The organism is Celeribacter indicus, assembly GCF_000819565.1.
Classification (GTDB): domain Bacteria; phylum Pseudomonadota; class Alphaproteobacteria; order Rhodobacterales; family Rhodobacteraceae; genus Celeribacter; species Celeribacter indicus.
Genome location: NZ_CP004393.1, coordinates 4013391 through 4028271, shown reverse-complemented (window position 1 = coordinate 4028271; position 14881 = coordinate 4013391). Strand labels below are relative to the sequence as shown.

Genomic DNA, 14881 nt, shown 5'->3' with positions numbered 1-14881 from the left:
GAAGGAACATGTCCTCGACGCCGTGTCTGGCCGGATCCCGTGACGAAAGTCGCGCGCGTGATTTGACGTTCCGGTGCTTTCTCGTCGGCACGGCCGGGCTTGCGGCCGTGTTCTGCCTTTTGCTGGCCATCCGGCTCATCGGCGCGGCCGACGAGTTGCGCGCCGCTCCCCATGATAATCTTCAGTGGTCGCTGTCGCAGCTCGAGGTCGATCTGGTAAAGCTCCAGAATGCGGCCCTTGGCGCTCAGGCAAGGGCCGGTGCGGCAGCTGAACTCGGGGAGGTCCGGAACGCGTTCGACCTGTTTTTCAGCCGGGTCGGCACGGTGGCGGAGGGGCGTCCCTTCGTCCCGCTGCGCAGGACCGAGGCCGGTGCCTCGGCTCTGGCGCATCTCACGAGCTTCCTGGAGACCTATATGCCATTGGTGGACGGCCCGGACGTCGGCCTGCGAAACGGACTGGCGGAGCTTGCCGCCGCGGCCGGCGATCTCCGCGGTCCGACCCGGAACCTGTCCCTCGCGGGCGTCTCCCAGTTCGCCGCCGCGGCGGATGCCGCCCGCGGGGAGTTCCAGCGCCTGATCTGGTTTGCCCTCCTCGCCGCGGGGTCGCTTCTGCTGCTCCTCGCTCTGCTGACGACCACGCTGATCCTGCAAGGACGGCGGTCGGCCAGGCAGGCTGGCGAAGTGGCGCTGAGCGAGGGTCGCCTGAACGCGGTCATCAACGCCTCGCTCGACGCGATCGTGGCGATCGACAACACCGGCCAGGTCGTCGAATTCAACTCGGCGGCGCAGGAAATGTTCGGCTACCGGCCGGACGAGGCCCTCGGTCGCGACGTGGCGGAGCTGATCGTGCCCGAGCGGATGCGGGAGGAGTCGCGGGCCAACCTCGAGCGTTTTAACCGGACCGGTGAAAAAACCATCCTCGACAAGGGCCGGGTGGAAAGTTCTGCGGTCCGACGCGACGGGGCCGAGTTCCCCACCGAAATCTCCGTGAAATCCGTCGAGGTGAACGGGGATATCACCTTCGTCGCCTTCATCAGGGACATCTCCGCCCAGAAGGCGGCCGCGCAGGCCCTCGAAAAGGCGCGGGACGAGGCGCTGGCGGGGGATCGTGCCAAGTCCCGTTTTATCGCTGTCATGAGCCACGAGATGAGAACGCCCCTGAACGGTCTGCTCGGAACCCTCGACCTCCTCGGCCGTAGCAAGCTTCCGTCCGGGGATCTGGAGCTCGTGCGCATCGCGATCTCTTCCGGCGAAGTGCTCCTGAGACATGTCAACGACGTTCTGGAATTGTCGCGGCTCGAAGGCCATGATGTTGATGTCCGGGATGAAGATGTCGATCTGGACGCCATGGTGCAGGACGTCATGGCCCTCCATCGTCCTCTGGGAGCAACCGGAGTAATCCTTGCTGCGCAGGTGGAGCCGGGCTTCCCCGTGGTGCGCGGGGATGCCCACAAGCTGCGGCAGGTTCTGATGAACCTCGTCGGCAACGCCGTGAAATTCACCGCAAAGGGCCGTGTGGACGTCGCGTTGCGACAGCGGAGCTTTGAGACCGGAGAGCGTTTTTATGAACTCACGGTGGCGGATACGGGGCCTGGCATAGCCGAAGGGGAGAAGGCGCGGATCTTCGAGGACTTCGTGATGCTGGACGACAGCTACCGCAGGCACGCCTCGGGCTCCGGGCTTGGACTTGCGATCGCGAAACGTCTGGTCGCGGCCATGGGCGGAGAGATCTCCGTGGACACCGCGCCCGGTCGGGGCAGCACCTTCAGCGTGCAGCTTCCCCTGATACCGGGAAAGATGCCGCCGGTCGCCGCTGACACGGCGACGACGACGGTGCCGGAGCGGGCTCTCAGGATCCTTTTGGTCGAGGACAATGACACCAACCGCATTGTCGCCAGCCGGATGCTGGAGGCAGAAGGCCATCGGGTCGTTGTGGCGCAGGATGGACCCGAGGGCGTCGGGAAGGCGCGGGAAAGCGCCTTCGACCTGATCCTCATGGACATCAGCATGCCGGGCATGGACGGTGTGGAGGCGGCGGCAACCATCCGTGCCACGAAGGGGCCATCGCAGCGGACGCCGATCTTCGCGCTGACCGCGCACGCCCTGCCGGAGGAACTGGACCGCTTTCGCGCGGCCGGGATGCAGAAATGCCTTCTGAAGCCCCTGCGCATGGACATGCTGCGCCGGGAGCTGGCCTGCTTTGCATCCGGCGAGACGGCAGGCGAGATCGACGCGCCCGATCCGATCGACGGGGATATGCTTGTCGAGCTCGATCACACCATGGGGCGCGACGCGTTTCTGGCCCTGCTGTCTCGGGTCGTGACGGAGATAGACGCAGCCGTTCCGGAAATCGCGCGCCTCCTTTCGGAGCGCGACTACGATGCCGTGGCCCGGCTGTGCCACAAGATCGCCGGGACTGCGGCAGTCGTGGGGGCGTCGGACCTGCATGCGCGGGCGGCTGACCTCCAGGCGGCGGCAAAACACTGCGATGGAGAGAGGCTCGACCGGATGTTCCGGCTCTTCGACGCCGCAGCGCGGGACGCCGCCGCCATCCTTCGGGAATACGGGCAGAGGCCGTAGCGCTCAGACGAGTCCGCGTTCCTTTCCCAGCAGCGCCGCGTGGGTTCGGTTCCTGGCATCGAGTTTTCGAAACAGGGACTTCACATGAAGCTTGATCGTGACTTCCTGTAGGTCGAGGTCGCGGGCGATCTCCTTGTTGGACTTTCCCTCGCCCAGCCCGACAAGCACTTGCATCTCCCGGCTGGTCAGGACGACCTCCGGGTCGGAAGGCGCCGCCATCGCCTCCGCCTGCGCTTCGCGCAGCCAGCGCACGGGCGCAAACTGTTCTCCGGAGACCATGAGATTGATGGCGCTCACGATTGCCCGAACCCCCAGCGTCTTCGGGACGAAGCCCGCCGCCCCGCTTTCGAGCGCCTGTTCGGCGATCTCGACGGAGGCGACACCGGACATGAGGACGACCGGAATGTCGCCAGCGGCCTCGCGCGCCTTCCCGAGGCCGCTCAGACCGTCCATCCCAGGCATGTCGTAGTTCGAGAAGGACGATGTCGGGGCACGCCTCCGGAAGGGCCGAAAGAGCCTCGGTCAGCGTCGAAGACTGGGTCACGGACATTCCGGCGACGCGCTCCAGGAAACTGGCGAGCGCTTCACGGACAAGGTCGTGGTCATCGGCGATGAGGACGTGCATGGGACAACATCTGTGGGTTTGTCTTTTACCGAAGTTGGCAGGAACAGGCACAGGAATGCAATCCATTTTGCACGCCCCGTCGTTTTCGCGAGGGACAGCCGGCGGCGACGGCTCTCGGACCTCCACGGATGAACCGGAGCGATGACAGGGCCGCTCTCCGAAATCATTGCCACGGGCGATATCTTGCATGTTTGATGCGATCTGCGTTCCGGGCATCCGGCCTGGGGGGACGCGAATGCCGGAGAAGGGATCAGGCGCGGCGGGCTTGCGGGCGGCCTTTTCCTAAACTTGACAAAATTACATGGAAATATCAGGAGTGACCCGACTGCCGGGACAGAGCCCGCCGATCCCCGGCCGGCGGCGCCGGTGGTGGGCGATCCTGATGAAGCGACTGAAGGCACAGAAACTGGAGGACCTGTACCGGGCGGAGCATGGCCGCCTGGAGCGTATCGCCATGCGCAGGGTCGGGCCCGCGGGGGCCGCCGATGTCGTGCAGGATGTCTTCGCCGCGATCTGGTCGAAGACCCATGACCAGGTGAAGCTCACCCCCGCCTATCTCGCGCAGGCGACGAAATACACCGCGATAAGCCATTTCCGGTCGAGAACCCGGCGGGACGCCTTCTTTCGCGGGATCACCGAGGAGCAGTATGCACCGACCCCGATCCTGCCGGAGCAGATCGCCTCGGACCGGCAGGAGTTGCGCAGGCTGGAGGAGGCGATCCGGGCCTTGCCCCTGCGCACGCGGCAGGTCTTCCTGCTCAACCGGCTGCATGGCTGCACCTACCGGGAGATCGGCATCGGCCTCGGCATCTCCACCAGCACCGTCGAACGGGAAATGGCCCGCGCGATCATGGCATGCAGGACCGGGGCGGAAGGCGGGCCGGATGCGTGAGCGGGCATCATCTCGGGGCCCCCTGACCCTGTGCGGAAGAGAAGGCGAGACATGAGCGACGACGAGACCGACCGCGAGAGAGACAGGGCCCTGATCGAGAAGGAGGCGGTGGCATGGTTCACCCGAACCGGCGGCCGGCCGACAAGGGTCGAGCGGCGCGACTTCGCGGCCTGGCTCGAGATGTCGCCGGAGCATGCCCGCGCCTATGAGGACGTCAGCGCGCTCTGGGCGGATCTCGATGCCACGGCCCATAGCCTGGGCGAGGATGGCGAGGAACTGGCGGGACCCTTGCGGAAGATCGCGGACTACCGGCGCGCGCGGCGGCGGGCGAAGGCTTCCGGGATCGTCGCGGGCTGCCTTGCGGTGCTCGCCGTCAGCGGCTGGCTCTGGATCGACTCCCCGAACCTCCTCCAGAACCTCGGCGCCGATCACGTCACGGACCGGGCGGAACGGCGGGTGGTGGCGCTTGCCGACGGGTCCACGGTGCTGATGGATGCGGATTCTGCACTGGAAACCGAATTCTCGGACCGGGAGCGGCGGATCCGCCTGTTGCGCGGGAGCGCCTTCTTCGACGTCAATCCGTCGCCGGTCCCCTTTGTCGTCGAGGCCGCCGGCGGCGAAGCCCGCGTCCTCGGGACGGAATTCGACGTGACGCTGACCGGCGGGCGGGACGTCACCGTGACCCTGGCGCGCGGCAGCCTCGAGGTCGGGCTCGAGGGCGCGGCGCGGCAGGTGCGCCTTTCCCCCGGCGAACGGGTGGAATACGGCAGGGCCGGGCTCGGCGCCGTGCAGGCCGTGGATCTGGAAGAGAGCACTGCCTGGCATGAGGGCAGGCTGATTTTCGACGATGCCCGCCTTGCCGATGTGCTGGCGCAGATCGGCCGCTACCGGGAAGGGCGGATCGTGCTCCTAGGGTCGGAGGTGGGCGAGCGGCGGGTGTCCGGCAACATCTCGCTCGAGAACAGCGAGGCGGCGCTGACGGCAATGCAGGCGACGGTCGGCTTCCACATGACCCGCCTCGGGCGCAGGATCACCCTGATCGGACCGTGACGCGCCCCGTTCGGCATATTTTTCCCCGCGGCGCGATTTTTTTCGCCCTTTCGTGGGGGTGGGAGCCGCCCTGCGGCGATGGATAGGGTGAGAGGGTAGTAGCTTCATCGTTCCGCCAATCGCCTCTCGTGAGAAATCCGGGAAAAAGGGTGCGAACGGATGAACAGGACGAACAAGGGAACGAAGCGCGGGCGGATGATCGCCCTCCTGGCCAGCACGGTCATGGTGTCGGTGGCAGGGGCGGGCCTTCCGCTGCGGCCGGCGGTCGCACAGGAGGCCGCGCGCGTCTACGACTTCAACATTCCCGCCAAGCCGATCCGGGCGGCGATGAACGACATCGTCCGGGTGAGCGGGATCGACGTGGTCTTTGCCGAAACGCCGGCGGCCTCGGCCATGGGCAACCCGGTCCGCGGATCGCTGACGCCGTCGCAGGCGGTGGCGACGCTCCTGTCCGGGACCGGTGTGACCTACGGGTTCACGGACAGCAATACCGTGACGATTTCCGCCACGGGGGAGCGCCTCGGGGCGGTGGACGACGGGTCGGTGCTGTTGGACAGCATCATCGTTCGGACCCAAGGCGCCACGACGGAAGGGACCGGGTCCTATACCACGACGCAAATGAACACGGCGACGCCCCTGGGGCTTTCCATTCGGGAGACGCCACAATCGGTCAGCGTCGTCACGCAGCAGAAGATCGAGGACAAGAACTATCAGACGTTGGAGGAAGCCCTTCTGGACACCCCCGGCATTACAGCGTTTCAGGGCAATACGGGAGACAGGTGGAATTATTATGCCCGTGGGCAGCAGATCAGCGGCATTCTCTATGATGGGCTGAAATATTCATCAGGCAGTTTCACGAGGGACCTGACGGCCTCGGACGATATGGCGGTCTACGATCGGGTCGAGGTGGTGCGGGGCGCGACGGGGCTCAGTCAGGGGACGGGCAATCCTTCGGCGACCATCAATCTGGTCCGCAAGCGCCCGACCGCCGGAAACCAGTCTTCCGTCACCGTAACGGGATCATCCTGGGGCCATGGAAGCATCCTGTTCGATACCAGCGGGCAGTTGAACGACGACGGCAGCGTTCGTGGCCGATTTGTCGCAAACGCGGGTGCCGGCGACTGGTATCAGGACCACAATGAGCGGAGCAAGCTGCAATTCTACGGGACGGTCGAAGCGGATATCGGGGAGGCCACTACGGTCAACCTTGGTGTGAGCTACCAGAAAGACCGCGAGGACGGCTATGCCGGTGGCGGGTTTCCGGTTCGGGCCGACGGATCGTTCTACGACCTTGACCCGACCGACTTCCTCGGCGCGGACTGGAACTATCTGAGAAAGGAGGCCACCACGGTCTATTTCGACCTCGAACACGAGTTCGCGAATGACTGGACGTTGGAATTCACAAGCCAGGGGAAATGGTCGGAAGGCGATCTCCTTACCTACTATCACTATCCCGACTCCATGGGAAATCTCACCTATAATCCTCGGCGTTGGTGGGGCGATGATCGCCAATTCTCGGCGGACTGTGTGACGTCAGCGCCAATGGGACAGCTTAGGGCGATTTGATAAGAGAGGATTTCTGGCTCATCGTAACCACCAAGGAGTGAAGATGAGACAGAAATCCGTACCCAAACAGAGCCATGGCGAGAAGGTTGTCAAAGACATCCGGCGCGCAACCCGCAAACAGTATTCAGCGGAAGAGAAGATCAGGATCGTGTTGGATGGCCTGAAAGGTGAGGACAGCATTGCTGAGCTGTGTCGCCGGGAAGGTATCGCTCAGAGCCTGTATTACAGCTGGTCGAAGGAATTCCTCGAGGCCGGCAAGAAGCGTCTCGCCGGCGACACGGCGCGAGAGGCAAACTCGACCGAAGTCAAAACCCTGCGTCGTGAATCCCGCGAACTCAAAGAAGTTGTTGCCGAGCAGGCGCTCGAGCTTCGCCTGCTCAAAAAAAGCATTCTCGGGGATGGGGGCGACGACTCATGAGATACCCTGCATCCGAGAAGCTGGAGATCATTCGTTTGGTCGAGCAGTCGCACTTGCCGACGAAGCGAACCTTGGACAAGCTGGGCATCCCCAGGGCTACCTTCTACCGCTGGTATGATCGGTATCTATCGGGCGGCCCCGAAGCGCTGGAAGATCGCAGTTCGAGACCGTCACGGGTCTGGAACCGTATTCCCGAGCCTGTTCGCAAGAAGGTCGTTAGCTTGGCGCTGGAGGAAAGCGAACTGTCGCCGCGGGAACTGGCCGTGCGCTTCACGGACACGGAAAAATATTTTGTATCAGAGTCTTCCGTGTATCGCGTCCTCAAGGAGCACGACCTGATCACAAGCCCGGCTTACGTGGTTTTATCCGCCGCCGATGAGTTCAAGGACAAGACGACGAGACCCAACCAGCTTTGGCAGACCGACTTCACCTATCTGAAGGTCATCGGTTGGGGCTGGTTCTACCTGTCGACCATCCTGGATGATTACAGTCGCTATATCATCGCCTGGAAACTCTGCACCACGATGAAGGCGGGGGATGTGACCGACACGCTGGATCTGGCGTTGCAGGCCTCCGGCTGCGATCAGGCAACCGTCGTTCACAAACCGCGGCTCCTCAGTGACAACGGAGCCAGTTACATCTCGGTTGAACTGGCTGAGTGGCTGGAAGATCAAAAAATGGAGCATGTTCGCGGTGCCCCATATCACCCGCAAACCCAAGGTAAGATCGAGCGGTGGCACCAGACCCTGAAAAACCGGATCCTGCTGGAGAACTATTACCTGCCCGGCGAACTCAGCAGCCAAATTGAGGCCTTCGTCGAGCATTACAACCACCGGCGCTATCATGAGAGCCTGCATAACCTCACGCCCGCCGATGTCTACTTCGGTCGCGGACAAGCCATTCTAAAACAACGAGAGAGGATCAAACGAAAAACCATCGAAACGCGACGTTTGCTTCACCGCAATTCCGCCGCATAATTAAATCAACCGGATGAGCCAGACCCTCTCTTAGTTCAGCCAACTAACTGCCCCAAATTATCTGACGACGGACATCGCGCTCATCGACGCCAGCTCGGCCTCGACCGTATCGCCCTGTTGCCACAGCGCGACCGCGTGTTCGAAATGGGCGATGGCGGCGTCGAGGGCGAGCCGCATCTCTCCGGTGCGCAGTTGAACCAGCGGCTGCCCCGCCCGGCCACGGGCGCGCGTGTAGTCGAGATACCAGGCGAACAGGCCTTCGGCCGAGCCGATGTAATTGGCGGCGAAACCGAGATGGAACTTGGCGAACCAGCGCCCGCGCGGCATCACCCCCGGCCGCTCGCCGACCAGATGGCTGTCGGGAACGAAAACCTCCGACAGGGTGATCAGCGGACTGCGCGCCGTCTTCATGCCGTTCGGACGATACCAGCCGTTGTCGATGCTCACGCCCTCCGAGGAGGGGTCGATCATCAGCGAGAGGTGCTGATCGGCCGGCGAGGTGCCGGGCGCGGGGGTCTCGACCGCGACGCTGGTGAGGATGAGGTCGGCGGCGGTGCCGTTGGTCACGAAGCTCTTGACCCCGTTGACGCGCCAGCCACCCTCCACCTTGCGCGCACGGGTCTGCAACGGATCCTTGTTCGAGGCGCGTCCCGGTTCGCTGCCGACGAAGCCCAGGAGGCCGAAGCGCGAGGTCAGCGGGCGCAGGATCGTCTCGATCTGCCGCGGCGTGCCCATCGTCTCCAGCATCCAGAGCGCGTGATTGTGGAGCTGGTAGCAATGGGCCGCGGCGGCATCGCCACGGGCCAGCCGCCGCAGCGCCTGCACGAACAGCCCCGGATTCTCCCTGCCCAGAAGGCTGCCGCCCAGACCGCCGTTCTCCGGCGACGCAGAGACGTGCAGGAGGCCGAGTTCGTGGAGGTCCTGAAGTGTGTCGAGCTGGATATGCGTGCTGTTCTCGTCGCGCAGGGCGCGGGGCAGGAAATCGGCGCGCGCCTTTTCCGCCAGCCGTTCCAGCAGGTCCTGCGCAGTCGGGGGTCTGGTGTCGAGCATGGTTTTCCTCATAGGCGTTTGGTGCTGAGTGCGCGAATGGCCAGGGCCGCGACGACGGCCATGGCGACGACGATGACCCCGACGACGGCCGAGAGCTCGTAGAGCCCCTGGCTCATGAACTCGAGCTGCAACAGCGCGAGGGGGCGGTTGTCGGAGGTGACCAGCAGCGCAAGGTTGCTGATGCTGCGGGTGGCGGCGACGAAGGCGACGACCGCGACGACGGCGATGGAGCGCATCGCGAGCGGTGCGACCACCGTGAGAATGGCCCGCAGACGGGATGCCCCCGAAAGCCAGGCCGCCTCCTCCATGTCGAGCCCGATCTGCCCGAAGCTGCTCTTCAGGATCTGGACGCTGAAGGTCAGGCCGCCAAGCGCCACCGCGCAGGCCAGGCTGAAGGTCGATCCGTAGATTGCGATCAGCGCGTCGCTGGACAGTATGATCCACAGTACGGCCAGCGAGAACAGGATGCCGGGCATGGTGGACGGCAGCCACGACAGGAAGGCCAGCACCCTGCGTGCGGGGCCGGGCGCGCGGACGATGCCGTAGGCAACCGCCGTTCCCAGCGCCACGCCCATGGCCGAGGCCATCAGAGCCAGTTGCAGCGTATTGCCCAGCGAGGAGAGGAAGACATTGTCGCCCAGCACCTTGTGCCAGTGAGCAAAGGTCCATGGGTCGGGCAGAGAAAAGAAGCCGAAGAGCTTCATCACACTGCTCGTGATCAGCAGCCCGACGGGCACGACCGTCAGCATCGCCACGACCACGGCGACCAGCGCAAAGGCGGGCCAGCGCCATGCCCCGAGCTTCACCGGCGCCTGACGGCTGGCCGAGGAAAGGGTGACGAAATGACCCTGCGACAGGCCCCGGTCCCCGCCGGAGACGACGGAGGGCAGCGTGGCAAGCAGGGTGAGGAACAGGATGATCACCACGCCCAGCACGTTCGCCGTCGCGAAATCGGGGGGATCCCTGCCGATGATGTCGTAGATCATCGTGGAATAGACGGTGATCCCCTGCGGAATGCCCAGGATCAGCTCGATCTCGAAGGATTCGAGTGTCCGGATCAGGCCGATCATCCCGGCGGCGAACACGATCGGCAGGGTCAGCGGCAGGGTGATGCGCCAGAGGGTCCTGAGCGGACTGTCTCCGGCAAGCTGCGCCGCCTCCTCGAGCCGGGAATCGAGACCCTGATAGACCGGGGTGAGCAGCATGACCTTGGCGGAAATCGTGTTGGTGACGAGATGGGCAAAGACGATGCCCCACCAGCTGTAGGCATTGAGCTGCGGCGCCGATTGGCCGAACAGCATGGCGAGGATCTGGTTGATCAGGCCGTAATGGGGGTCAATCAGCAGCAGCCAGCCCTGAAGCACGGCAAGGACGGGCAGGAAGAAGGAGATCCAGAAGCCGAGTTCGAGCCAGCGAGCGCCCGGTATGTCCGTGCGCCCGAGAAGCCAGGCGAGCAGGACGCTGAGCGGCAGGGCGATCACCTGTCCGGTCAGCGCCAGAAGCACGGTGTTGCCGATGGCGCGCAGCAGGCCGGGATGCTCCGCGGCACCGGCCCAGGCCGCCAGGCTGACGCTTTCGCGGCCCGTGACCGGGTCGGGTACGAGCAGGCTGCCGGCGAGGATCGCCGCAATCGGTGCCAGCGTCACCACGGCCAGAAGGCCGACGCCGATCCAGTAAAGTCGAGGGTAAAGACCAATGCGGCCTGCGGTTTGTGAGAGGGGCAAAACGTCGGGGCTCGGGCTGGTTTCAGGGACGGGGAGACTGGCGCGGGATGCACATGCGCCGGGTCCGTGGGGTCGAAATCTAGCGGCGGCACCTTTTGTTCACAAACCAAATATGAACATACTGCCCTCGCAAGATGCAAAACGCATAGCCTCTTCGGTTTTGTCTTTGGGGCCGATATAAATTTTCCAAATTCATCGCGTCGGATGACAGGTAAATTCTCATGCGAGTCTTGCTTTGTCATGGATTTCCCTGTGGAAAATTCTGTCTCCTCGGTCGTTGTTTCATCTTGTCAACCGCCCGGCCTCCGCAATATGTTATTGAACATAACAGGACGCCGCCCCAGTGGCGCCGGACTCCCGCGGCGGGATATCATTGGCAAGCCCGAGTGCGAGGGGCTGGAAGCGGAGGGCGCGTGACCGAGAAACAGCCGATCCCCGAGGACGAGATCCTCACCCTTCTGGCCGAACGGCTCCAGGGGCAGCCGCTCACGGCCCTGGGTGATTTCATGAGCCGCGCAATTCTCGACAAGGATCTCGCCGCCGGAACGCGGCTGCCGACGGTGCGCGCGATCGCCCGGCAACTCGGGGTGAGTCCCGCCTCTGTGTCGGTGATCTGGACCCAGCTCCGCGAGCGCGGCCTGATCCAGACCAACCGGCGCGGCGGCAGCTTCGTCGCCTCCGACCGGACGTCCGAATTCCCGAACCTGGATGTCTGGTCCACGATGGATCTGGCCTATGGCGTGCCGGATAGCGCCCTGCAACCCTCGCTCGCCCCGGCCTTTGCTGCGGTGTTGGAACAGCGCCCCCGCAGCCGGCGCAACACCTCGCGAAAAGGCCTGAGCGCCCCGCTCCGCGACGCGGTGGAGCGCGACTGGCCCTTTCCCGCGGAGGCCTTTGTCGCGGTCGGCGGCCATAACGAAGGCACCATGCTGGCGGTCGAGGCGGCCGCGCCGCGCAATTCTCTGGTGGTGATCGAGGAGCCCACCAGCCCCCGTATCCTCAGCATTCTCGGCATTCTCGGATTGCGCTCGCTCCCGGTGCGCTGCGACGGCGAGGGCCCCCTTCCGGCCGCCCTTTCCGCCGCGCTGGCGCAGCACCCCGCGGCGGTGATCCTCCAGCCGCGCGCGCAGATCCCGACCGGCCGCTCCATCCCCGCCGATCGGCTGAGGGAACTCGCGGAGGTTCTCGCCAGGGCGGAACATCCGGTCGTCGTCGTCGAGGACGATCACATGGGACCTGTCGCCACCTCCCCCGACCTCAGTGTCGGCGCGTTTTATTCCGGTGAGATCCTGCATGTGCGGGGCTATTGCAAATCCTACGGGGTCGACCTCCGGACCTGCGTGATCGGCGGCAGCCAGAGGCTGATCGACCGCGTGCAGGCGTTGCGCGTGCATGGCATCTCCGCCACGAGCGAGATCCTCCAGAACGCGCTCGCCTGGCTGATCCGCGACCCGGCGACGGGCAGGGTGATCGAGACGGCCCGGCGGCGCTACGAGGCGCGGCGGCTTTCGCTGGCGCAGGAACTTGCCCGGCGCGGGCTCGAGGCGACGGGACAGGACGGAATGCTGCTTTGCCTGAAAGTCCGGGACGAAGCCTCCGCCGTCCTGTCTCTGGCCCAGAACGGCCTTGTCGTCGGCTTCGGAAGCAAGTGTTTCAGCGGCCACGGCGCACAGTCGGGTTTCGTGCGCCTCGCCACCAGCCTGTTGCCCGACAGCCGGGCGCAGATCGTGCAACTGGCGGACATCATGGCCTCGGCGCTGGAACGGGAAGGCGTGCCGGAGCCGGATTGAGGTCCGAGGCCCCGGATCTGTCCGCCGAAATCCTCGCGGGGATTGCCTTCGGCGACGGGATAACGCACCTTCGGATTGCCGCCTGATCACATCGTCACCGGGTTTCGGGCATTGCTCGCTGCGCGGCGAGGTGCGGCATTCTGCCCTGCCTGCGACCGGTTTTCTCCGGTCCTGCGTAGGAAGGAAGGCAGGGCCTGCTTCCGGGGCGGGGGCCTGTGCCGCGGCAGAAGGAACAAGAGATGGGACGCAGCACCGCCGAGATTTCGGAAACGCTTCAAAAGGCAAGGCAGCGGCGTCACCCGCTCCGGATCGTGATCGTTCTGGCGATTCTGGCGGCAGTGGGCGGCTGGATCTGGCTGGGCACGTCGCGCTCCGAGGACAGCCTGCGCTATGTGACCGAACCGGTGCGGCGGGGCAGTTTCCAGGTCGACGTGACCGCGACCGGCACGGTGCAGCCGACCACCAAGGTGACGGTCTCCTCGGAACTCTCGGGCACCCTGTCCAGCGTCGAAGTGGACTACAATGACCGGGTGAGCGTCGGCCAGGTTCTGGCACGGCTCGACGACACCAAGCTGCGCGCGCAGGTGACCAATGCGGAGGCGTCGCTCGCGGCCGCGAAGGCACGCCTCACCCAGGCGGAGGCGACCGCCCGCGAAGCGCAGTCGAATTACGACACGCAGAGGCATCTGGACCAGCGCGGCGTCACCGCCCGCACCGGCCTGATCACCTTCGAGGCGGCCCATGAACGGGCCCAGGCCGCCGTCGATCTGGCGGCGGCGGATCTGAAGCTGGCGGAGGCCAATCTCCTGCTCGCGCAGGCGGATCTGGAGGATGCGGCGATCGTGTCGCCCATCGACGGCATCGTGCTCGACCGGGTGGCCGAGGTGGGGCTGACCGTCGCGGCGAGCCTCTCGGCGCCCGAGCTCTTCACGCTGGCCGAGGATCTGCGGCAGATGGAAGTGCAGGTGGATATCGACGAGGCCGATATCGGCCGCGTCTCCGAGGGCAATGCCGCCACGTTTACCGTCGACGCCTATTCGGGCCGCCGCTTCGAGGCGCAGCTCGCGCAGTTGCGCTACGCTTCGGAGGAAACCGATGGCGTGGTGACCTACAAGGGGGTGTTGACGGTGGACAACGAAGAGTTGCTGCTGCGTCCTGGGATGACCGCCACCGCGACCATTGTCGTGGCGCAGGTGGAGGACGCGCTGGTCGTGTCGAACTCGGCACTGCGCTATGTGCCGCCACAGCAGGCCCCCGACGGCGACGGCGGTGGCGGCAGCGGACTTCTGGGCCTCCTCATGCCGTCGCGTGACGGGCTGGGCGCCGGCGGTCCCGCCGATGCCTCGTCCGTCTGGGTGCTGCGCGGCGGCGCGGCCACCGAGATCGCCGTGGTGACCGGCGAGAGCGACGGCCGCAGCACCGAGATCCGCTCCGGCGACCTGGCCGAAGGGGACCTGGTGATCATCGACCAGACCGAGGCGCCGTGACATGGCGGACGGGGACAGCAGCCCGCTCATCGTCCTGCGCGATGTCAGCCGCGTCTATGGTGAGGGCGAGGCCGAGGTGCGGGCGCTCGACGGCGTCGATCTGACCATTGCCGAAGGCGAGTTCATCGCCATCATGGGGCCATCGGGCTCGGGCAAATCCACGGCGATGAACATCATCGGCTGCCTCGACCGCCCGACCGGCGGCAGCTATCTGTTTCACGATGTGGAGGTGGGCGGGCTCGACCGCGACCAGCGCGCGATCCTGCGGCGCGAATATCTGGGCTTCGTCTTCCAGGGCTTCAACCTGCTGCCGCGCTCCACGGCACTGGAGAATGTCGAACTGCCGCTGATCTACAAAGGTGTGCCGCAGGCCGAGCGCGCCACGCGGGCGACATCGGCGCTGGAGAAGGTCGGGCTGGCGGGCCGGGAACACCACCGGCCTGCGCAGCTCTCCGGCGGCCAGCAGCAGCGCGTGGCCATCGCGCGGGCGATCGTCGACAATCCGATGGTGCTGCTTGCCGACGAACCCACGGGCAACCTCGACACCCACCGCTCCCATGAGATCATGGAACTGCTCGCGGCGCTGAACCGCGACGACGGGATCACCGTCATCATGGTGACCCATGAAGAGGAGATGGCGGAATACGCCGACCGCATCGTCCTCTTCGTCGACGGTCGGGTGCAGAGCACCGATTATCGGCCGGCGGAACGGGAGGGCTAGAT

Annotated in this window: 11 protein-coding genes; 8 read left to right on the top strand and 3 right to left on the bottom strand. The window is 65.2% G+C overall.

Translation table 11 applies throughout. From position 1 onward, the window contains the following. Positions 1 to 8 precede the first annotated feature (8 nt). Complete coding sequence (locus tag P73_RS19805; protein WP_043870927.1) at positions 9 to 2579, top strand: hybrid sensor histidine kinase/response regulator; 2571 nt, start codon at positions 9 to 11, stop codon at positions 2577 to 2579. 3 nt (positions 2580 to 2582) lie between these two features. Here P73_RS19805 and P73_RS19800 read toward each other — a convergent pair whose 3' ends face one another. Further along, the gene (locus tag P73_RS19800; protein ID WP_338032856.1) at positions 2583 to 3032 is read right to left on the bottom strand and encodes a response regulator transcription factor; all 450 of its coding nucleotides are present in this window, start codon (positions 3030 to 3032) and stop codon (positions 2583 to 2585) included. Between the two features lie 554 nt (positions 3033 to 3586). Here P73_RS19800 and P73_RS19795 point away from each other — a divergent pair. The 4 genes from P73_RS19795 (at position 3587) to P73_RS19775 (ending at position 8107) form a co-directional block, all read left to right on the top strand. Beyond that, complete coding sequence (locus P73_RS19795) at positions 3587 to 4096, top strand: RNA polymerase sigma factor (RefSeq protein ID WP_074743372.1); 510 nt, start codon at positions 3587 to 3589, stop codon at positions 4094 to 4096. A gap of 51 nt (positions 4097 to 4147) precedes the next feature. Further along, entirely contained in the window at positions 4148 to 5146 is a 999-nt protein-coding gene (locus P73_RS19790) for a FecR family protein (protein ID WP_043870926.1), read from the top strand. A gap of 159 nt (positions 5147 to 5305) precedes the next feature. Beyond that, positions 5306 to 6712, top strand: a complete 1407-nt coding sequence (locus P73_RS19785; RefSeq protein ID WP_052453435.1) for a TonB-dependent siderophore receptor — start codon at positions 5306 to 5308, stop codon at positions 6710 to 6712. A gap of 43 nt (positions 6713 to 6755) precedes the next feature. After that, positions 6756 to 8107 (top strand): IS3 family transposase gene (locus P73_RS19775; protein WP_139267244.1). Its coding sequence is split into 2 segments (ribosomal slippage): positions 6756 to 7092 and positions 7092 to 8107, totalling 1353 coding nucleotides; the frame shifts between segments, so codons are not numbered across the junction. A 57-nt stretch (positions 8108 to 8164) separates the two neighbouring features. Here the strand turns inward: P73_RS19775 and P73_RS19770 are convergent. Further along, the gene (locus P73_RS19770) at positions 8165 to 9157 is read right to left on the bottom strand and encodes an acyl-CoA dehydrogenase family protein (protein ID WP_043870925.1); all 993 of its coding nucleotides are present in this window, start codon (positions 9155 to 9157) and stop codon (positions 8165 to 8167) included. Between the two features lie 8 nt (positions 9158 to 9165). Beyond that, entirely contained in the window at positions 9166 to 10881 is a 1716-nt protein-coding gene (locus P73_RS19765; RefSeq protein WP_202966917.1) for an ABC transporter permease, read from the bottom strand. A gap of 413 nt (positions 10882 to 11294) precedes the next feature. On the opposite strand from P73_RS19765, the gene P73_RS19760 reads away from it, so the two are divergent. The 3 genes from P73_RS19760 to P73_RS19750 all read left to right on the top strand — a co-directional run bounded on the left by P73_RS19760 (position 11295) and on the right by P73_RS19750 (position 14879). Then, entirely contained in the window at positions 11295 to 12671 is a 1377-nt protein-coding gene (locus P73_RS19760) for an aminotransferase class I/II-fold pyridoxal phosphate-dependent enzyme (RefSeq protein ID WP_052453434.1), read from the top strand. Positions 12672 to 12910: 239 nt separating this feature from the next. Beyond that, on the top strand, positions 12911 to 14158 hold the full coding sequence (locus P73_RS19755; RefSeq protein ID WP_043870923.1) for an efflux RND transporter periplasmic adaptor subunit: 1248 nt from the start codon (positions 12911 to 12913) through the stop codon (positions 14156 to 14158). Between the two features lies 1 nt (position 14159). Continuing rightward, positions 14160 to 14879 carry an ABC transporter ATP-binding protein gene (locus P73_RS19750; RefSeq protein ID WP_043870922.1) on the top strand — a complete coding sequence of 240 codons (720 nt, stop codon included), beginning with the start codon at positions 14160 to 14162 and terminating at the stop codon, positions 14877 to 14879. Positions 14880 to 14881 lie beyond the last annotated feature (2 nt).